Source organism: Streptomyces sp. NPDC043876 (assembly GCF_056435825.1).
On sequence record NZ_JBWKDV010000002.1, the window covers coordinates 871,695 to 890,948 of the forward strand.

Below are 19,254 nucleotides of genomic sequence, written 5' to 3' on the forward strand. Positions count from 1 at the left end.
CGGGCGGGCCCGCCCGGGCCGCCCGGAGCATGATCGCGGATCGGGCGAGCGGTCTTGTCCTGCATACTCGACAGGTGAGTACGATTCCCGAGATCCGAACCCTGCCTGTTCCCGACGGCCTCGAAGGCGAGCGCATCGACGCCGCGATCGCCCGCATGTTCGGGTTCTCCCGGACGAAGGCGGCCGAACTGGCCTCGGCCGGGAAGGTGTCGGTCGACGGCAGTGTCGTCGGGAAGTCCGAGCGCGTGCACGGTGGCGCCTGGCTCGAAGTCGAGATGCCCGCCCCGCCGCGCCCGGTCGAGCTGGTGGCCGAGCCCGTCGAGGGCATGGAGATCGTCCACGACGACGACGACATCGTGGTCGTGATGAAGCCCGTGGGCGTCGCCGCCCACCCCAGCCCCGGCTGGACCGGCACCACCGTGATCGGCGGCCTCGCCGCCGCCGGCTACCGCATCTCCACCTCCGGCGCCTCCGAGCGCCAGGGCGTGGTGCACCGCCTCGACGTCGGCACGTCCGGCCTGATGGCCGTCGCCAAGTCCGAGCGCGCCTACACCTCCCTGAAGCAGCAGTTCCGCGAGCGCGTCGTGGACAAGCGCTACCACGCGCTCGTCCAGGGCCACCCGGACCCGATGAGCGGCACCATCGACGCCCCCATCGGCCGCCACCCCAGCTCGGACTGGAAGTGGGCCGTGACCCAGGAGGGCAAGCCCTCCGTCACCCACTACGACCTGATCGAGGCGTTCCGCGCGGCCTCGCTGCTGGACATCAAGCTGGAGACCGGCCGTACGCACCAGATCCGCGTGCACATGTCGGCGCACCGGCACCCCTGCGTGGGCGACCTCACCTACGGCGCCGACCCGACCATCGCCAAGCGCCTGGGCCTGACCCGGCAGTGGCTGCACGCGGTGCGGCTCGGCTTCGAGCACCCGTCGGACGGCCGGTGGGTCGAGTTCGAGAGCACCTACCCGGCCGACCTCCAGCACGCGCTGGACGTGATCCGCGCCGAGAGCGAGTGACCGGATGACCGCGGGCGCGGCCGCCGGGCCGGTGGCGTACGAGGTCCGTGTCGCGGCGTCGGAGGCCGATGTCGCGGCCTGCTTCGCCGTGCGGACCGAGGTGTTCGTCATCGAGCAGTCGGTGCCGGAATCCATCGAGTACGACGCCTACGACGCGGACGCGGTCCACGTCCTGGCCGTCGGGCCGCAGGGACCGCTCGGCACCGGGCGGCTGCTGCACGGCGCGGCCGCCCTCGGCAAGACGGGCTCCCCGGACGTGGGATCGCTCGGCCGGCTGGCCGTCACCCAGGCCGCCCGCGGCCTCGGCGTCGGGGCCGCGCTGGTCCGGGCCATCGAGGCCGAGGCCGTACGGCTGGGTCTGAGCGCGGTGGACCTCGGCGCGCAGACGCACGCGCTCGGCTTCTACGAGCGGCTCGGGTACACGGCGTACGGCCCGGAGTTCGACGACGCGGGCATGCCGCACCGGGCGATGCGCCGGCCCCTGGGATAACCGGGACCACACCCCCGGCCCGCACGCCTGAGGCATCCGTGCCCGGGGATGGGGCAGGGTGAGGGAGTGGATCAGCTCGCCCTCTTCTTCGTGCTCCTGCTCGGCGCCGTCGTCACCGTCCCGCTCGGCGACCGGCTCCGGCTGCCCGCGCCGGTCCTGATGACCATCGGCGGGGTGGTCCTGGCCCTCGTCCCGGTGGTCCCGAACGTCGACATCCCGCCCGAGTACATCCTGCCGCTCGTCCTGCCGCCGCTGCTCTACGCCTCGGTGCAGCGGACCTCCTGGCGGCAGTTCGCGGCCAACATCCGGCCCATCTTCCTGCTCGCGGTCGCGCTCGTCTTCGTGACCACCGCCGCCGTGGCCGCCGTCGCGCACGCGGTGGTCCCCGGGCTGCCGATCGCGGCGGCCGTCGCGCTCGGCGCGCTGGTGGCCCCGCCCGACCCGGTCGCGGCGACCGCGGTCGCCGGAGCGCTGGGGCTGCCCCGGCGGATGGTGTCGATCCTGGAGGGCGAGGGGCTCTTCAACGACGTGACCGCCATCGTGCTCTACCACGTGGCGGTCGGCGCTGCCGTCGGCGGCAGCTTCTCCTGGCCCGGCGCGCTGGGCGAGTTCGTGCTGTCCGCCGTCGTCGCGCTGGCCGTCGGCCTGGCCCTCGGCTGGGCCGCCAACCGGCTCATGGGCCGGCTCGGCGACGCCACGCTGCAGATCGGGCTGACCCTGCTGGTGCCCTTCGTCGCCTACGTGCTCGCCGAGGAGTTCGGGGGGTCGGGCGTGCTGGCCGTGCTGACCACCGCGCTGTTCCTGGCCGAGTACGCCACGGACGCGGACGACGTGCTCGGGCGGCTGGCCGGGCACACCTTCTGGGAAGTCGTCGACATGCTGGTCACCGGTGTTGCCTTCGGGCTGATCGGGCTGGAGCTGCACCACGTCTTCGGCACGGCGAGCGGCCGCGAGTGGGCCATGGCCGGGTGGGCGGCGGCCGTCGTCGCGGTCGTGGTCGGGGTCCGGCTGCTGTGGCTGATGCCCGCGTCCTGGCTGGCGCAGAAGCTGCACGACCGGCGCGACGTCGACGAGGAGATCCCGCTGACCTGGCGGGAGAGCGTGGTCATGTGGTGGGCCGGGATGCGCGGGGTGGCCTCGGTCGCGCTGGCCCTGGCCCTTCCGTACCGGACGGACGACGGGGAGCCCTTCCCGGTCCGCGACGAGATCGTCTTCATCGCCTTCGCCGTGATCATGGTCACACTGCTGATCCAGGGGCTCACCCTGCCCTGGCTGGTGCGCCGCCTGGGGGTGGAGGCGGACGAGGACGCGGAGCGGGACGTCGAGCGCGCGCTCGCGATCCGCGCCGCGCGGGCCGCCAAGCGGCGGCTCAAGGAGATCGAGGAGGTGGAGCAGCTCCCGGACGACCTGGTCGAGCAGCTGCACCGGCGGGCCTACGACGTCGGCGCCAGGATCAGCCCCGACATGGTCGACGACGAGCGGCGCGAGGCGTACGCGAAGCGGGTGGAGCGGATCCGGGACGTCCAGCGCATCCAGCGGGAGATGATGTCCGCCGCCCGCCACGAGGTGCTCGCGGCGCGCAGCGAACCCGGCGCCGATCCGGAGATCGTCGACCGGGTCCTGCGCCACCTGGACGTCCGCAGCCTGCGCAATCCGTAGGCCGGTCCACCAGGCCCCCGAGCCCCTGCGGCTACACCTGGTAGCGGTCCGGGGCGAACAGGTCCAGGTGGCCCGCGATCCACTCCGAGGTCAGGGCCAGCCCCCCGGTGAGGGAGACCCGCGGCTGCCAGCCCGCCCACTCGCGGGCCCGGGAGTTGTCCGACAGCAGCCGCTGCACCTCGCTGCCCGACGGGCGCAGCCGCGCGGGGTCGGCCACGACCTCCGCGTCCCGGCCCGAGGCGGTGATCAGCGCGGCGGCCAGGTCCCCGATGGAGATCTCCTGCCCGGAGCCGAGGTTGACCACCTCGCCCAGGGCCCGGTCGCACCCGGCGAGCGCCAGGAACCCCTCGGCCGTGTCCGTGACGTAGGTGAAGTCGCGGGTCGGGGTCAGCGAGCCGAGGCGGATCTCCCGGGCGCCGGAGTGCAGCTGCGCGAGGATCGCCGGGATCACGGCCCGCGCCGACTGCCGGGCGCCGTAGGTGTTGAAGGGCCGCACCACCGTCACCGGCAGCCCGAAGGCGTGGTGGAAGGAGAGCGCCATCATGTCGGCGCCGATCTTGGACGCGGAGTACGGGGACTGCGGCTGGAGCGGGTGGGCCTCGGAGATCGGCGCCGTCAGGGCGGTGCCGTACACCTCGCTGGTCGAGGTGTGCACGAGGCGCCGCACCGCGTGGCGCCGGCAGGCCTCGGCGACGTTCTCGGTGCCGGTCACGTTCGTCTGCACGTAGGCCCCGGGGGAGACGTAGCTGTACGGGATCCCGATCAGCGCGGCCAGGTGGAAGACGGTGTCGCACCCGGCCACCGCGTCGCTCACCCGGCCCGCGTCCCGCACGTCGCCCGCCCACATCTCCACCGGGCCGCCCGGGTCCGCCAGGTAGCGCGCGAGGTGGCCCTTGTCCGCGTAGGGCTTGTAGTGCACGAAGGCCCGCACTCGGGCGCCCCGCGCCACCAGCAGGTCGACCAGGGTGGAGCCGATGAACCCCTCCGCCCCGGTGACCAGGACGGTGCGCCCGCTCCAGTCGGCGGCGGGGGCGGGGCGTGCGGCGCCGGGGTGTGCTGCGGTGCTCATGCGTGCTGCTCCAGGGAGGTGTAGAGGAAGGGGGAGGGGAACGGCAGGGGGTGGCCGGCGACCCGCAACACCTCGGCGGCCAGGAGTTCGGCGGCCCGCGCGTGCGGGCCCGGATCCGCGGCGCCGGCCATGGCGGCCAGCCGGGCCGGATCGGCCAGCAGCGGCCCCACCAGCTCGGCGAGCCGGGCGGCGGTGGTCTCGCCGTCGGGCAGCAGCAGGCCCGCGCCCGCCTCCGACAGCACCCGGGCGTTGTGCGTCTGGTGGTCGCCGGGCGCGTGCGGGTAGGGCACCAGCACGGCCGGGACCCCCGTCGCGGCCAGTTCCGCGACGGTCGCCGAACCCGCCCGGCACACCACCAGGTCCGCCGCCGCGTACACCAGGTCCATCCGGTCCAGGTAGGGCACGGCCCGCGCGATCCGGTGGCCGCCGTTCGCCGCCAGCTCCCCGGCCGCCGCGTCCAGCGCCCCCGGCCCGGTCTTGACCAGCAGCTGCACGTCGTCCCGCTCGCGCCACAGCCCGGCCAGGGCGGTCGCCGCCCCGGTCAGCCGTACGGCGCCCAGGCTGCCCCCGTTGAACACGACGAGCCGCCGACCGGCGGGCACCCGCAGGGCCCGCCGGGCCTCGTGGCGCAGCGCCTCGCGCGCCGGGCGGTCCAGCCGCGCGAGCCCGGACAGCGCCGCGGAGATCGGCATTCCGGTGGTGAGCGCGTGCGCCCCGCCCGCCAGGTGGGCGCGGCTGCGGTCGAAGGCGACCGCGATGTGCGGGGTGAGCCGGGCCGCGAAGCGGTTGGCCCGGCCGGGCACCGCGTTGGACTCGTGGATCACGGCGGGCAGCCCGGCCATCCGCGCCCCCAGGACGGCGGGCGCGCTCGGGTAGCCGCCCATGCCGACGGCGACCTGTGCGCCCTGGGCGCGGATGACGGTGTGGGCCTGGCCCGCCGAGCGCAGCAGGGCCGCGGGCAGCAGGTAGCGCTTCGCGCCGAGCGCGGGATCGAAGGGGATCATGTCGACGGTGTGCAGCCGGTAGCCCGCGCCGGGGATCAGCTCGGTCTCCAGGCCGCGTTCGGTCCCGATGAACGAGATGACCGCCCCGGGGACGGCGGCGCGCAGCGCGTCGGCGAGCGCGAGCCCCGGATAGATGTGGCCGCCGGTGCCGCCCGCACCGATCACGACGGAGAGTGGTGTGGTCATGGCCGCACACTCCCGGTGCGCCCTAAGAAGGTTCTAAGAGGTTCGGCCGGCCGCCTTTGGCACTCTGTGTCCCATGAGCAGTCAGCCGAGCGGTGGCCGTGGTCAGCGGATCCTGGTGGTCGACGACGAGCCGGAGGTGCGGGCCGCCGTCCAGGACGGACTCGCGGTCGAGGGGTACGAGGTGCGCGGGGCCGCCGACGGGCTGGCCGCGCTGAGCGAGGTCGGGAGCTGGCAGCCGGACGCGCTGGTGCTGGACGTGATGATGCCGGTGCTCGACGGGCTCGGGGTGTGCCGTCAGCTGCGGGCGCTGGGCGACCGGACGCCCGTACTCGTCCTCACCGCGCTCGGCTCGGTCAGCGAGCGGGTCGACGGGCTGGAGGCGGGGGCGGACGACTACCTCGTCAAACCCTTCGCCCTGGACGAGCTGGTGGCCCGGGTCCGGGCGCTGCTGCGGCGGGCCGCGCCGGAGCCGGACGGCGGGCCCGCCGAACTCGGCTTCGCCGACCTCGTCCTCGACCCGGCGACCCGGACCGGGCGCCGGGGCGGCCGGAACCTGGAATTCAGCCGGACCGAGGCCGCCCTGCTCGAACTGCTGCTGCGCCATCCCGGGCAGGTGCTCCCGCGCGAGCTGATCCTGGAGCTGGTGTGGGGGCGCGACTTCGGCCCGGACTCCAACTCGCTGGCCGTGTACGTCGGCTACCTGCGCCGCAAGCTGGAGGCCGCGGGCGAACCGCGCCTCGTCCACACGGTGCACGGGGTCGGCTACCGGCTGGACGCGGCGTGAGCGGGCAGCGCGCCGGGGGCGGGGGCGGTGGCGGGCCGCGCGGTGCGGGGCTCCGCGGGCGCGGCCGCCGCGGGCTCGGCGCGCCCTGGCGGCGGCGCCGGCCGCTGCGCACCCGCCTCGCGCTCGCCGTCACCGCAGCCGTGGCCTTCGTCGCGCTCGGGGTCTGCGTGGCCGCGTTCCTCGTCGTGCGGTCCGCGCTCTACGAGCAGCTCGACAGCAGCCTCACCCAGTCCGCCCGGCTCGCCGCGCAGCGCGGCGCGGGGGCCGGGCCCGGGACGCTGGCCGGGGAGTGCCGCTTCCGGGCGGCGCCCGCCTGCGCGGAGGTGGTGCCGCGGGATCCCGGGCGGGACCCGGCCAAGGGGTTCCTGCTGCCGGTCGACGAGCGGACCCGGGAGGTCGCCGCGGGCGAGCGCCGGCCCTTCTACACGGACATCGAAGTGTCCGGCTTCCCCGCCCGGATGCTGACCACCGACTTCGCGGACGGGCGGGCGCTCCAGGTCGCGCTGCGCGCCGACTCCGTCGAGGCGGGGATCACGGAAGCCGCCTGGCAGCTGATCCTGACCGGCGCGGCCGGGGTGCTGCTCGCCGCCTGGCTCGGGTACTGGGTCTCGCGCACCGGGCTGGCGCCGGTCACCCGGCTCACCGCCACGGCCGAGCGGATCGCCGCGACCCGCGACCCCCGGCACCGGATCGAACTGCCCCCGCCGGGGCGGGAGGACGAGATCACCCGGCTCGCGGACAGCTTCAACACGATGCTGGGCGAGCTGGAGCAGTCCGTCACCGCCCAGCGCAGGCTCGTCGCCGACGCCTCGCACGAACTGCGCACCCCGCTGACCGCGCTGCGGACCAACGCCGAACTCCTGGCGCGCGCCGACCGGTTGACCCCGGAGCAGCGGGAGCGGGCGAGCGGGGCGCTGGGCCGCCAGCTGCGGGAGGTGACCGGGCTGGTCAACGACCTGATCGAGCTGGCCCGGGACGAGGAGCCGCAGCCGCTGGTGGAACGGGTGCGGCTGGCCGCGCTGCTGGAACACGGGGTGGCGGCGGCCCGTACGCACTGGCCGGCCGTGCCGTTCGCCCTCCGGGTGGCCGAGGAGCTCCGCACGGCCGGGGAAGAGGCCGGGGGCACGGTCCCCGGCGTGCCGGCCCGGCTCAGCCGGCTGCTGGCCAACCTGCTCGACAACGCCGCGAAGTTCAGCCCTCCCGGGCTCCCGGTGGAGGTCGAACTGACCGCGTCCGGCGGCCGTCCGCAGCTGACGGTCCGGGACCACGGCCCGGGCATCGCGGACGAGGACCTCCCGTACGTCTTCGACCGCTTCTACCGCGCGAACGCCTCCCGCGCCCTGCCCGGTTCGGGTCTCGGCCTGGCCATGGCCCGCCAGATCGCCCGCGCGCACGGGGCGGAACTGACGGCTGAGCGGGCGCCGGGAGGCGGGGCGCTGTTCCGGCTGGCTTTCGGTGGGGGCGGCGGCGTGTAGGCCGGGGCGGGCTCGACGGACGGAGTCCGGCGCAGCGGCGCGAAGCCGGTGAGGCCCCCCGGGGCCGAGGCGTGCGAGGGGCGCGTCAGGAGAGGGGTCCGGGCGGGGCCTCGACGGCGGGTGAGGTCGCGATGCGGGGGAGGGCGTAGGGGTGTTCCGCGGCCAGCCAGGCGATCAGCCGCTCGCGGACCGCGCACCGCAGGGTCCAGATGTCGTCCGCGTCCTTCGCGGTGACCACGGCCCGGACCTGGATGGTGTGCGGGGTGGTGTCGGTGACGACCAGGCCGCTGGAGCGGCCGTCCCACTCGGGGTGCTCCTTCAGGATGTCCTGGAGCTTCTCCCGCATCAGGGCGACCGGGGCCCGGTGGTCCAGGTGCAGGAAGACCGTCCCGGTCATCTCCGCGCCGCCGCGCGACCAGTTCTCGTACGGCTTCCCGGTGAAGTACGACACCGGCATGGTGATCCGCCGCTCGTCCCAGGTCCGCACGACGAGGAAGGTCAGGGTGATCTCCTCGACCTTCCCCCATTCCTTGTCCACGACGACCGTGTCCCCGATCCGGACGGTGTCGCCGAAGGCGATCTGGAGTCCGGCGAAGAGGTTCCCGAGCGTGGACTGGGCGGCGATGCCGGCCACGATGCCGACGACGCCCGCCGAGGCCAGCATCGAGGCGCCCACCGTCCGCATCGTGGGGAAGGTCAGCAGCATCGCGGCGACCGCCAGCACCACGACCATCGCGGTGACGGCCCGCTGGATGAGCGTGATCTGCGTACGGACGCGGCGCACCCGGGCCTGGTCGGTGGCCCCGGCGGCGTAGCGGAAGTACACCGATTCGACGGCCGCGGTCGCGATCCGCACCAGCAACCAGGCCGCCGCCGCGATCAGGACCAGGTCCAGGGCGCGGCCGACGGGCACCCGGTAGATCCCCAGCGTCCCGGCCTGCAGGTACGAGGCCCGGAGCAGGGCGGCCCACAGCAGCAGCAGGAACGGGGGGCGGCAGCGGCGCAGCAGACCCCACAGCGGGGTCTCGCGGTGCCGGGCGTCGGCGCGGCGCAGCAGCAGGTCGAGCAGCCACCCGGCGAACAGGGTGAGTACGACCGAGCCGCCGATCACGATCAGCGGGCGCAGTACGGTCTCCATGCCCAGACCGTAGCGGAGCCGGTCGGGCTCCCGTGGGCGGGAGTCCGCCGAGCTGGCACGATTGACCCATGAACATCATGCTTTTCCACTCGACGTACGGTCTGCGGCCCGCGGTGCTCGCCGCGGCCGAGCGGCTGCGGGCCGCGGGGCACGAGGTGCAGGTCCCCGACCTCTTCGAGGGGCGTACGTTCGGGACGGTCGAGGAGGGCATGGCCCACCAGGAGGAGATCGGCCGCGACGAGCTGCTCCGGCGCGCGGTCCTGGCGGCGGCTCCCCACTCGGACGGCGGTCTGGTCTACGCCGGTTTCTCCTTCGGCGGCTCGGTGGCCCAGCACCTCGCCTTCGCCGACGCCAAGGCGCGCGGGCTGCTGCTCCTGCACGGCACCTCCGACATCGCCGACGACGCGGCGGTCGACGACCTGCCGGTCCAGCTGCACATCGCGGACCCGGACCCCTTCGAGCCGCACGACTGGCTGACCGCCTGGTACCTGCGGATGCGGCGCGCGGGCGCGGACGTGGAGGTCCACCGCTACCCGGGTGCGGGTCACCTCTACACGGACCCGGAACTCCCGGACTACGACGAGGAGGCGGCCGAGCAGACCTGGAAGGTGGCTCTGGCCTTCCTCGACAACCTGTAGGAGGACCGGCGGGCCCGCACGGGCCGGATACGGCGAGGGGCACGGCCCGGCGGATGCCGGACCGTGCCCCTTTCGGCGCCGGAGGACTAGGCGCGGTAGGCGGTCCACATGCTCTTCATGCGGGCTACCTGGCCCGAGGTGAACTGGTACATGCACGAGTCGTACGTGTAGTCCATGAAGTTGTGGATCGGGTCCGCGCCGCTGGCGGTGCAGGTGTCGCGCCCGGTCGGGCACTCGAAGGCCGCGCTCGACTCGGCCGGGGTGTCGGTGACCGAGTCACCGCTGCCCGAGCAGCCGCCCTGGAAGGTGTGGTAGAGGCCCAGCCAGTGGCCGACCTCGTGGGTGGCGGTGTCGCCCTGGTTGTAGTTGGTGGCGGAGCCGCCGGGGACGGAGCTGTTGAGGATGACCACGCCGTCCATCTTGGGCTGCGAGTTGTACGAGCTGGGGAAGGTGGCCCAGCCGAGCAGCCCGCCGCCGAGGTTGGCGGTGTAGAGGTTCAGCGCGTTCTTGCCGCCCTTGCGCAGAGCGTTCTTCATGTTCTTCTCGGCCGTGGTGCCGTCGGAGACGGTGTACCAGGTCGCGTTGTTCGTGGTGTCGGTGCCGGCGAGCGCGAACTGGAAGCCGGAGTTGACGTTGCCGGTGCCCTGGCCCGCGTAGGCGGCGTTCAGGACGGCGATCTGGCTGTTGATCTGCGCGGACGTCAGCTGGCCGGCGGTGCCGTTGGTGATCACGTGGACGTAGACCGGGATGGTCGTCGTCGCGGCGACGGCGTCGGCGCGCAGGCCGTCGAGCTGCTGCGCCTTGGCGGTGGCGGCCGCCAGGCCGAGCTTCGACTTGAGGTCCGCGTCCATGGCCTTGACCTGGGCGTCGGTCAGCTCGTTGGAGTCGGAGGCGTGCTGCGTGTGGGGGCGCGCGACACGGGCGTTGGCGGCGGCGCCGGTCCCGGCGCCCTGGTCGGCGCAGACCTCGGCGGGGGTCTTGACGGCGGAGGCGGCGGCGACCGAGGTGGGGGAGGTCAGCGGCGCCAGGGCAAGGGTTCCGGCGAGGACGGCCGTTCCCATGAGGCGGCGGCGGAGAAGGGGGGATATGCGGGCGACAGCGCGCACGTGGGCTCCTCGTAGCGTGGTGGGGGCGGAGGTATTTCCTCACGCTGGCGCGAAGCTTACGTGTGCATGTCATCTTCAAGTCAATGCTTGAAAGTAAAAGATTTGTTGCTTCCGGGGAGTGGGGGCCTCCGGAAAATGGCCGAAAACCCCCACGCGCCGGAAATTTGACGGCGCGTCAGCGCACCGGCCGGTCTGCCCGCTCCACCTTCTGGGTACCGTTCAGCGTCCGGTACGAACGCTCCCAGGACGAGGTCGCGTTCTGCTTCGTCTTGTCCGAGATCGTGTAGTAGTCCATCTGCGACCGCTCGGCCGTCACGTCCAGGACGCCGTACCCGTGAGCGTCCATGTCCAGCCATTTCACATGGCGGTTGGCGGCCTTGACGGCGGTCTCGGCCACCAGCGAGACGGTGTCGGCCGGGACGTGGAGGATGTCGTCGAGGTTGTCCGAGGTCACCGAGGTCACCACGAACTCGACCGCCGCCGACTTCGAGAAGGGGTACGTCGCGGCCGTCACCGGCACGTCGTTGGCCCACGCCATGTGGATGTCACCGGTCAGGAACACCGTGTTGCGGATGTCGCGGCCGCTGAGATGGCCCAGCAGCTCCGCCCGGTCGTCCGTGTAACCGTCCCACTGGTCGACATTGACGGCGAGGCCGCCCTTGGGCAGCCCCAGCAGCCCGGCCAGCGGCTCCAGCAGGTGCGCCGGGAGCGCGCCGAAGGCCACCGGGGAGATCATCACCGAGGTGCCGACCAGTTTCCACGCGGCTTGCGAGGAGGCCAGCCCGGACTTCAGCCAGTCCAGCTGGGCCCGCCCGGTGATGCTGCGCTCCGGGTCGTCCACCGCGCCGCTGCCGACGCCGGCCTGCTGGGAGCGGAAGCTGCGCAGGTCCAGCAGGAGGAGGTCGACCAGGTCGCCGAAGCGCAGCTGCCGGTAGACGGTGCCCTCGGTGGAGGGGCGCACCGGCATCCACTCGAAGTAGGCCCGCTTCGCGGCGGCGGCGCGGGCCGCCCAGTCGCCCTCGGCGCCCGGCGTGTGGTTCTCCGCGCCGCCGGACCAGGCGTCGTTGGCGAACTCGTGATCGTCCCATATCGCGATCACCGGGTGGGCCGCGTGCAGCGCCTGGAGGTCGGCGTCCGTCTTGTAGTTCCCGTGCCGGGTGCGGTAGTCGGCGAGGGTGAGGATCTCGTGCGTCGGCGCGTGCGGGCGCACCACGTACTTCGGCTCCGGGAAGCCGCCCGTCTTGTACTCGTAGATGTAGTCGCCCAGGTGCAGCACCGCGTCCAGGTCGGCGCGGGCGGCCAGGTGCCGGTAGGCGGAGAAGTAGCCCGACTCCCAGTTCGCGCAGGAGACCACGCCGAAGCGGATGCCGGGGACCCGCGCGCCGGCCGCCGGGGCGGTACGGGTCCGCCCGGCCGGGGAGACCGTGTCCCCGGCGGTGAACCGGTACCAGTAGGCGGTCTGCGGACGCAGCCCCCGCACGTCCGCCTTGACGGTGTGGTCGGCGGCCGCCGTCGCCGTGACGGAGCCGCTCGCGGTGATCCGGGTGAAGGCCCGGTCCTCGGCCACCTCCCAGTCCACGCGGGTGTCGGGGCCGAGGCCGGAGCCGGGGACGGCCCCGGCGGTGGGGGTGACGCGCGTCCAGAGCAGGACGCCGTCGGGCAGCGGGTCGCCCGAGGCGACGCCGTGCAGGAAGGCGGGCGCGTTCGCGGCGGCCCGGGCGGGCGCTGCCAGGGCGGCCGTCGCGGCGACGGGGGCGAGCACGGCGACACCGGCGGCGGCCTTGACGACCGTACGGCGACGCGGCTCGGCGGAAGGAGAGGGGAGATGACTGGTCACGGCCGGTCAGATTACTGGCCGGTAGGGCTGCGGGACAGCCCTGGGAAAGCAAAGGGCGGGCGAACTCCCGGAGTTCGCCCGCCCCTGTCGCCCGGTGCCCCGGATCAGCCCTTCAGGGCCGCGTCGATCGCGGTGTTGTACGCCTCGACCGTCTGCGGGGTCTCTATCTTCTTGCCGTCCATCTTCAGCGTCGGGGTGCCGGTCACGCCGGACTTGTCGAACGCCTTGGACATCTCCAGCGCCCACCGGTCGTAGGTGCCGTCCTCGACCGCCTTCTTGAAGGCCGCGTTGCCCTTGAGGGCCGGGACCTGGTCCGCGACCTTCAGCAGGGCCGCGTCCTTGGCGAAGGCGTCGTCGCGCTCGTCGGGGTGGTTCGCCGTCGAGTACAGCGCCGCCTTGTACTCCAGGAACGCCTCCGGGCTGACGTCGAGCGCCGCGCCCAGCGCGCTGAGCGCGTTCTTCGAGCCCTCGCCGGAGGACATCTTGTCGATGAAGGTCGCGCCGATGTACTGGAGCTTGAACTTGCCCGCGTCGACGTCCTTCTTCACCTGCGCGCCCGCGGTCTGCTCGAACTGGGCGCAGGCCGGGCAGCGGGAGTCCTCGTACAGCTCCAGGGTCTTCTTCGCGTCCGCCTTGCCGATGACCACGGTCGTGCCGTTGTCGCCGGTGGTGTTCTTCGGCTTGACCAGCGTGGCCGTGGCCGCGGCCTCCCAGGCGGTGGGCTTGGTGTTCTGGACGACCGCGTAACCGATGCCGCCCGCCAGCGCGAGGGTCACGACGACCGCGCCCGCCACCATGACCTGACGGCGGACCTTGTCCTTCTTCGCCTGGCGCTCGCGCTCGGCGCGCAGCTTCTCGCGCGCGGCTGCCTTGTTGGCGTGGCTGTTGCGGGAACTCATGGGGTACTCCGTGGGATCAGGGACTGCGGATGGGGGACTGCGTGCGTCAGGCGCCGAAGACGGGCGCCGGACGCGGCGGTCCCCTCCGTCCCACGGAATGGGCGGGGAAGCGGGTACGGGCCCCCACGCCCGGAAGGACCGCCCGCAGTGCGGGCCGCCGGGACCCGGGGGCCGCGGCCACCGAAGCCACCGCGAGCAGCAGCGGCCGGAAGGCGCGCACCGCGATCACGCGCAGCAGCCGGCCCAGGGCCCGCTCCCCGCGGCGCAGCCACAGGGCGGCCAGCAGCCCCACCGAGACGTGCGCCGCCAGCAGCAGCCAGGGAGTCCAGGGTCCGGGCGAGGTCAGCAGCAGCGCCGGGTCGGCGGCGGGCCCGGCGACCGTGGCCAGCGGCCCGCCCACCGGGGTGCCCCCGCACAGCTCCGCCAGCCCGAGCGCGCGCAGCGGGCCGTCGACCGGGCCGCCCGCGGGGCCGTAGCAGAGGTGCTGGGCGGCGCTGAAGGCCGTGTCGGCGGCCAGCTCCAGCGGGACGAGCAGCCCGCCGATCGCGGCGAAGCCGCGCTCGCGGCCGGCCAGGACGAAGGCCGGTCCGAAGACGGCGGCGAAGGCGCCGGCCAGCAGGACGGGCGGCAGCGGCACCCGGGACAGCAGGACGTGCGAGCCGGCCGAGAGCAGCACGACGAACGCGCTGAACAGCGCCGCCCGCAGCCCTCGGAGCCCGCGCAGCCCCCGGAGCCCCGCCTCTGATATGTCCATCGCGGCCGAGTGTGCCACGCGTCCCTGTGAAGGAGGACCCCGGCCCCACTCACATAAACGGACTTTTACGGAGTGATCCGCCCATTGCGGAAGAGGTCCACGAAGATCTGGTGGTCCGCGCGCGCCCGGGCGCCGTAGGCGTGCGCGAAATCGACCAGCAGCCCGGCGAAGCCCTCCTCGTCGGCTGCGATCGCCGCGTCGATGGCCCGCTCGGTGGAGAAGGGCACCAGCGACTGCCCGCTCTCGGCCGCGTCGGCCGCCGCGTGCATGGTCGCCGTCGCCCGCCCCAGGTCCGCGACCACGGCCGCGATCTCCGCCGGGTCGTCGATGTCCGACCAGTCCAGGTCCACCGCGTAGGGGGAGACCTCCGCGACCAGCTGCCCCGACCCGTCCAGCTCGGTCCAGCCCAGCCACGGGTCGGCGTGCGCCTGGAGCGCGCGCTGGGAGATCACCGTGCGGTGGCCCTCGTGCAGGAAGTAGTCCCGTACCGCCCGGTCGGTCACGTGCCGGGAGACGGCCGGCGTCTGCGCCTGCTTGAGGTAGATCACGACGTCGTTCTCCAGGGCGTCGCTGTGCCCCTCCAGCAGGATGTTGTAGGAGGGCAGGCCCGCCGAGCCGATGCCCACGCCCCGGCGGCCGACCACGTCCTTGACCCGGTAGGAGTCCGGGCGGACCAGCGACTCCTCCGGCAGGGTCTCCAGGTAGCCGTCGAAGGCGGCCAGCACCTTGTACCGGGTCGCCGCGTCCAGCTCGATCGCGCCGCCGCCCTCGGTGAAGCGGCGCTCGAAGTCGCGGATCTCGGTCATCGAGTCCAGCAGCGAGAACCGGGTGCGCGCGCGGGCCGCCCGCAGCGCCCCCAGCAGCGGGCCGTCGGCGGTGTCCAGAGTGAAGGAGGGCACCTCGTCGTTCTTCGCGCCGGTGGCCAGGGCGTGGATCCGCTCCCGGTAGGCGGCGGCGTACGTCCGCACCAGGCCGCTGATCTGGTCGTCGCTGAGCGCCTTGGTGTAGCCGATCAGGGCGACGGAGGCCGCGAAGCGCTTGAGGTCCCAGGTGAAGGGGCCGACGTACGCCTCGTCGAAGTCGTTGACGTTGAATATCAGCCGGCCGTTGGAGTCCATGTAGGTGCCGAAGTTCTCGGCGTGCAGGTCGCCGTGGATCCAGACCCGGCCGGTCTGCTCGTCCAGGTACGGGCCGCCGTGCCGCTCCCGCTCCAGGTCCGCGTAGAACAGGCAGGCGGTGCCCCGGTAGAAGGCGAAGGCGGAGGCCGCCATCTTGCGGAACTTGACCTGGAAGGCGGCGGGGTCGGCCGCGAGCAGCGAGCCGAACGCGGTGTCGAACACGTCCAGTATCTGCTCGGCGCGCTGCTCGTTCGTCGTCTCGGTGACCGCCATGGCGGGTGCCTCCAGGTGGCGCGGGTGGTTCGGGCTGCCGGTCGGTTTCCGGACAGCGTCCATGGTCCTGCAACGGACGACCGTACCGTTCGGTGCCCTCCCACCCGCCACCCGACCACCACCCCTCATCGAGCGCTTCGCGCGCTCCCCGATCTTCGACCGGGTCGACGTAGACTTCGAGGCTGCCCCCTCACTTCCCCCGGAGGTCTGCCGTCGTGACCAAAACGCCGTTCACGCACCTGCACGTCCACACCCAGTACTCGCTGCTGGACGGTGCCGCGCGGCTGAAGGACATGTTCAACGCGTGCAACGAGATGGGCATGTCCCACATCGCCATGTCCGATCACGGCAACCTGCACGGGGCCTATGACTTCTTCCACACGGCGAAGAAGGCGGGCATCACTCCGATCATCGGGATCGAGGCGTACGTCGCCCCCGAGTCCCGGCGCAACAAGCGCCGCATCCAGTGGGGCCAGCCGCACCAGAAGCGCGACGACGTCTCCGGCTCCGGCGGATACACGCACAAGACGATCTGGGCCGCGAACGCCACCGGCCTGAACAACCTCTTCCGGCTCTCCTCCGACGCCTACGCCGAGGGCTGGCTCACCAAGTGGCCCCGCATGGACAAGGAGACCATCAGCCAGTGGTCCGAGGGGCTCATCGCCTCCACCGGCTGCCCCTCCGGCGAACTCCAGACCCGGCTGCGCCTCGGCCAGTTCGACGAGGCCCTCAAGGCCGCCTCCGAATACCAGGACATCTTCGGCAAGGAGCGGTACTTCCTGGAGCTGATGGACCACGGCATCGAGATCGAGCGCCGGGTCCGCGACGGGCTGCTGGAGATCGGCAAGAAGCTCGGCATCCCGCCGCTGGTGACGAACGACTCGCACTACACCTACGCGAGCGAGGCGGGCGCCCACGACGCCCTGCTGTGCATCCAGACCGGCAAGAACCTCTCCGACCCGGACCGCTTCCGCTTCGACGGCACCGGCTACTACCTGAAGTCCACGGAGGAGATGTACGCCATCGACTCCTCGGACGCCTGGCAGGAGGGCTGCGCCAACACCTGGAAGGTCGCCGAGCAGGTCGACACCGAGGGCATGTTCCAGTTCCGGAACCTGATGCCGAAGTTCGACATCCCGGAGGGCCACACCGAGGTCAGCTGGTTCCGCGAGGAGACCATGCGGGGCATGCACCGCCGCTACCCCGCGGGCATCCCGGACGACCGGATGAAGCAGGCCGAGTACGAGATGGACACGATCATCTCGATGGGCTTCCCCGGCTACTTCCTCGTGGTCGCCGACTTCATCATGTGGGCCAAGAACCAGGGGATCGCGGTCGGCCCCGGCCGTGGTTCCGCGGCCGGCTCGATCGTCGCCTACGCCATGGGCATCACCGACCTCGACCCGATCACCCACGGCCTGATCTTCGAGCGGTTCCTGAACCCCGAGCGCGTCTCCATGCCCGATGTCGACATCGACTTCGACGAGCGCAGGCGCGTCGAGGTGATCCGGTACGTGACCGAGAAGTACGGCGCCGACAAGGTCGCCATGATCGGCACCTACGGCACCATCAAGGCCAAGAACGCGATCAAGGACTCCGCGCGCGTCCTGGGCTACCCCTACGCCATGGGCGACCGGCTCACCAAGGCCATGCCCGCCGACGTCCTCGGCAAGGGCATCCCGCTCTCCGGCATCCTCGACCCGAAGCACCCGCGCTACGGCGAGGCCGGCGAGATCCGCGGGATGTACGAGAACGAACCGGACGTGAAGAAGGTCATCGACACCGCCATGGGCGTCGAGGGCCTCGTCCGCCAGATGGGCGTGCACGCGGCCGGCGTCATCATGTCCAGCGAGACGATCACGGACCACGTGCCCGTCTGGGTCCGGCACACCGACGGCGTCACCATCACCCAGTGGGACTATCCGAGCTGCGAGTCGCTCGGCCTGCTGAAGATGGACTTCCTCGGCCTGCGCAACCTCACGATCATGGACGACGCCGTCAAGATGGTGAAGGCCAACAAGGGGATCGACATCGATCTCCTGGGCCTGCCGCTCGACGACCCCAAGACCTTCGAACTGCTCGGCCGCGGCGACACCCTCGGCGTCTTCCAGTTCGACGGCGGCCCCATGCGCTCCTTGCTGCGCCTGATGAAGCCCGACAACTTCGAGGACATCTCCGCCGTCTCGGCCCTGTACCGGCCGGGCCCGATGGGCATGAACTCGCACACGAACTACGCCCTGCGCAAGAACAAGCAGCAGGAGATCACCCCGATCCACCCGGAGCTGGAGGAGCCCCTCAAGGAGATCCTCGGCGTCACCTACGGCCTCATCGTCTACCAGGAGCAGGTCCAGAAGGCCGCCCAGATCATCGCCGGGTACTCGCTCGGCGAGGCCGACATCCTGCGCCGCGTGATGGGCAAGAAGAAGCCCGAGGAGCTGGCGAAGAACTTCGTCATCTTCGAGGCGGGCGCCAAGAAGAAGGGCTTCAGCGACCAGGCGATCAAGGCGCTGTGGGACGTCCTGGTCCCCTTCGCCGGCTACGCCTTCAACAAGGCCCACTCGGCCGCGTACGGCCTGGTCTCCTACTGGACCGCCTACCTCAAGGCGAACTTCCCGGCCGAGTACATGGCGGGTCTGCTCACCTCGGTCAAGGACGACAAGGACAAGTCCGCGATCTACCTGAACGAGTGCCGGCGCATGGGCATCAAGGTGCTCCCGCCGAACGTGAACGAGTCCGAGCCGAACTTCGCCGCGCAGGGCGACGACGTGATCCTCTTCGGGCTCACCGCCGTCCGCAACGTCGGCACCAACGTCGTCGACTCGATCATCAAGACGAGGAAGGCCAAGGGGAAGTACTCGACCTTCCCCGACTTCCTCGACAAGGTCGAGGCCGTGGTCTGCAACAAGCGGACCGTCGAATCCCTGATCAAGGCCGGGGCCTTCGACGAGATGGGCCACACCCGCAAGGGCCTGGTCGCCCACCACGAGCCGATGATCGACAACGTGGTGGCGGTCAAGCGCAAGGAGGCCGAGGGGCAGTTCGACCTCTTCGGCGGCATGGGCGACGAGAGCGCGGGCGACGAGCCCGGCTTCGGCCTCGACGTCGAGTTCTCCGACGTGGAGTGGGAGAAGTCCTACCTGCTCGCCCAGGAGCGCGAGATGCTCGGCCTCTACGTCTCCGACCACCCGCTCTTCGGCCTGGAGCACGTGCTGTCCGACAAGACGGACGCGGGCATCTCGCAGCTCACCGGCGGCGAGCACGGGGACGGCGCGGTCGTCACCATCGGCGGCATCATCTCCGGCCTCCAGCGCAAGATGACCAAGCAGGGCAACGCCTGGGCGATCGCCACCGTCGAGGACCTCGCCGGTTCCATCGAGTGCATGTTCTTCCCGGCGACCTACCAGCTCGTCTCGACCCAGCTCGTCGAGGACACCGTCGTCTTCGTCAAGGGCCGCCTGGACAAGCGCGAGGACGTGCCCCGCCTGGTCGCCATGGAGATGATGGTCCCCGACCTCACCTCCGCCGGAACCAACGCCCCGGTCGTCCTGACCATCCCCACCGTCAAGGTCACCCCGCCGATGGTCACCCGTCTCGGCGAGATCCTGCGCCACCACAAGGGGAACACCGAAGTCCGGATCAAGCTCCAGGGGCCGCGCACCACCACGGTGCTGCGCCTCGACAAGCACCGGGTGCAGCCCGACCCCGCGCTCTTCGGCGACCTCAAGGTGCTCCTCGGCCCGGCCTGCCTGGCCGGATAGCGCCGCCGCCGCAGGGCCCGCGGGCCCGGCGGGTCGCGGTACGTGAAGAA

The 19,254-nt window shown here is 72.3% G+C and carries 15 protein-coding genes; 7 read left to right on the top strand and 8 right to left on the bottom strand.

Annotated elements, in window-relative coordinates; translation table 11 throughout:
- Positions 1 to 74: 74 nt before the first annotated feature.
- From AC0693_RS09005 to AC0693_RS09015, 3 genes are all read left to right on the top strand, one after another.
- Positions 75 to 1,016: an RluA family pseudouridine synthase gene (locus tag AC0693_RS09005; protein WP_351038861.1), complete on the top strand. Its 942-nt coding sequence runs from the start codon at positions 75 to 77 to the stop codon at positions 1,014 to 1,016.
- A gap of 4 nt (positions 1,017 to 1,020) precedes the next feature.
- The gene (locus tag AC0693_RS09010) at positions 1,021 to 1,506 is read left to right on the top strand and encodes a GNAT family N-acetyltransferase (protein WP_469319549.1); all 486 of its coding nucleotides are present in this window, start codon (positions 1,021 to 1,023) and stop codon (positions 1,504 to 1,506) included.
- Between the two features lie 66 nt (positions 1,507 to 1,572).
- The gene (locus AC0693_RS09015) at positions 1,573 to 3,165 is read left to right on the top strand and encodes a Na+/H+ antiporter (RefSeq protein ID WP_356412224.1); all 1,593 of its coding nucleotides are present in this window, start codon (positions 1,573 to 1,575) and stop codon (positions 3,163 to 3,165) included.
- A gap of 31 nt (positions 3,166 to 3,196) precedes the next feature.
- Here AC0693_RS09015 and AC0693_RS09020 read toward each other — a convergent pair whose 3' ends face one another.
- Both AC0693_RS09020 and AC0693_RS09025 read right to left on the bottom strand, forming a co-directional pair.
- Positions 3,197 to 4,234, bottom strand: a complete 1,038-nt coding sequence (locus tag AC0693_RS09020) for an SDR family NAD(P)-dependent oxidoreductase (RefSeq protein ID WP_469319547.1) — start codon at positions 4,232 to 4,234, stop codon at positions 3,197 to 3,199.
- A complete protein-coding gene (locus AC0693_RS09025; protein ID WP_478801316.1) occupies positions 4,231 to 5,424 on the bottom strand; it encodes a UDP-N-acetylglucosamine--N-acetylmuramyl-(pentapeptide) pyrophosphoryl-undecaprenol N-acetylglucosamine transferase in 1,194 nt (397 codons plus the stop codon). Before AC0693_RS09025 ends, AC0693_RS09020 begins: the two co-directional genes overlap by 4 nt.
- A gap of 73 nt (positions 5,425 to 5,497) precedes the next feature.
- Between AC0693_RS09025 and AC0693_RS09030 the strand changes: the two genes are divergently transcribed.
- Positions 5,498 to 6,208, top strand: a complete 711-nt coding sequence (locus tag AC0693_RS09030) for a response regulator transcription factor (protein ID WP_469319545.1) — start codon at positions 5,498 to 5,500, stop codon at positions 6,206 to 6,208.
- Positions 6,209 to 6,312: 104 nt separating this feature from the next.
- Positions 6,313 to 7,683: a sensor histidine kinase gene (locus tag AC0693_RS09035; RefSeq protein WP_478801372.1), complete on the top strand. Its 1,371-nt coding sequence runs from the start codon at positions 6,313 to 6,315 to the stop codon at positions 7,681 to 7,683.
- Between the two features lie 85 nt (positions 7,684 to 7,768).
- Here AC0693_RS09035 and AC0693_RS09040 read toward each other — a convergent pair whose 3' ends face one another.
- Positions 7,769 to 8,821, bottom strand: coding sequence for a mechanosensitive ion channel family protein (locus AC0693_RS09040; protein ID WP_468467553.1), 1,053 nt, complete (start codon positions 8,819 to 8,821; stop codon positions 7,769 to 7,771).
- A 68-nt stretch (positions 8,822 to 8,889) separates the two neighbouring features.
- On the opposite strand from AC0693_RS09040, the gene AC0693_RS09045 reads away from it, so the two are divergent.
- Positions 8,890 to 9,459 (top strand): dienelactone hydrolase family protein, encoded by a 570-nt coding sequence (locus AC0693_RS09045; RefSeq protein WP_478742338.1) that lies wholly within the window; start codon positions 8,890 to 8,892, stop codon positions 9,457 to 9,459.
- A gap of 86 nt (positions 9,460 to 9,545) precedes the next feature.
- Here the strand turns inward: AC0693_RS09045 and AC0693_RS09050 are convergent, their stop codons facing one another.
- The 5 genes from AC0693_RS09050 to AC0693_RS09070 form a co-directional block, all read right to left on the bottom strand.
- Entirely contained in the window at positions 9,546 to 10,520 is a 975-nt protein-coding gene (locus AC0693_RS09050) for a zinc metalloprotease (protein WP_478742352.1), read from the bottom strand.
- Positions 10,521 to 10,740: 220 nt separating this feature from the next.
- Positions 10,741 to 12,402: an alkaline phosphatase D family protein gene (locus AC0693_RS09055; RefSeq protein WP_478742336.1), complete on the bottom strand. Its 1,662-nt coding sequence runs from the start codon at positions 12,400 to 12,402 to the stop codon at positions 10,741 to 10,743.
- 104 nt (positions 12,403 to 12,506) lie between these two features.
- Positions 12,507 to 13,301: a DsbA family protein gene (locus AC0693_RS09060; RefSeq protein ID WP_356412239.1), complete on the bottom strand. Its 795-nt coding sequence runs from the start codon at positions 13,299 to 13,301 to the stop codon at positions 12,507 to 12,509.
- A 46-nt stretch (positions 13,302 to 13,347) separates the two neighbouring features.
- A complete protein-coding gene (locus tag AC0693_RS09065; protein ID WP_469319543.1) occupies positions 13,348 to 14,055 on the bottom strand; it encodes a hypothetical protein in 708 nt (235 codons plus the stop codon).
- 65 nt (positions 14,056 to 14,120) lie between these two features.
- Positions 14,121 to 15,446 carry a DUF2252 domain-containing protein gene (locus tag AC0693_RS09070; RefSeq protein WP_356412299.1) on the bottom strand — a complete coding sequence of 442 codons (1,326 nt, stop codon included), beginning with the start codon at positions 15,444 to 15,446 and terminating at the stop codon, positions 14,121 to 14,123.
- Positions 15,447 to 15,661: 215 nt separating this feature from the next.
- Between AC0693_RS09070 and dnaE the strand changes: the two genes are divergently transcribed.
- A complete protein-coding gene (gene dnaE, locus AC0693_RS09075) occupies positions 15,662 to 19,204 on the top strand; it encodes a DNA polymerase III subunit alpha (protein ID WP_356412243.1) in 3,543 nt (1,180 codons plus the stop codon).
- The last annotated feature ends 50 nt before the right edge of the window (positions 19,205 to 19,254 follow it).

Excerpts from the sequence above, each read along its gene's own strand:
- AC0693_RS09060 (WP_356412239.1), bottom strand. The coding sequence starts at position 13,301 with ATGAGTTCCCGCAACAGCCACGCCAACAAGGCAGCCGCGCGCGAGAAG.
- AC0693_RS09020 (WP_469319547.1), bottom strand. The coding sequence starts at position 4,234 with ATGAGCACCGCAGCACACCCCGGCGCCGCACGCCCCGCCCCCGCCGCC.
- AC0693_RS09010 (WP_469319549.1), top strand. The coding sequence starts at position 1,021 with ATGACCGCGGGCGCGGCCGCCGGGCCGGTGGCGTACGAGGTCCGTGTC.
- AC0693_RS09030 (WP_469319545.1), top strand. The coding sequence starts at position 5,498 with ATGAGCAGTCAGCCGAGCGGTGGCCGTGGTCAGCGGATCCTGGTGGTC.
- AC0693_RS09070 (WP_356412299.1), bottom strand. The coding sequence starts at position 15,446 with ATGGCGGTCACCGAGACGACGAACGAGCAGCGCGCCGAGCAGATACTG.
- AC0693_RS09025 (WP_478801316.1), bottom strand. The coding sequence starts at position 5,424 with ATGACCACACCACTCTCCGTCGTGATCGGTGCGGGCGGCACCGGCGGC.
- AC0693_RS09050 (WP_478742352.1), bottom strand. The coding sequence starts at position 10,520 with ATGGGAACGGCCGTCCTCGCCGGAACCCTTGCCCTGGCGCCGCTGACC.
- AC0693_RS09040 (WP_468467553.1), bottom strand. The coding sequence starts at position 8,821 with ATGGAGACCGTACTGCGCCCGCTGATCGTGATCGGCGGCTCGGTCGTA.
- AC0693_RS09065 (WP_469319543.1), bottom strand. The coding sequence starts at position 14,055 with ATGGACATATCAGAGGCGGGGCTCCGGGGGCTGCGCGGGCTCCGAGGG.
- AC0693_RS09045 (WP_478742338.1), top strand. The coding sequence starts at position 8,890 with ATGAACATCATGCTTTTCCACTCGACGTACGGTCTGCGGCCCGCGGTG.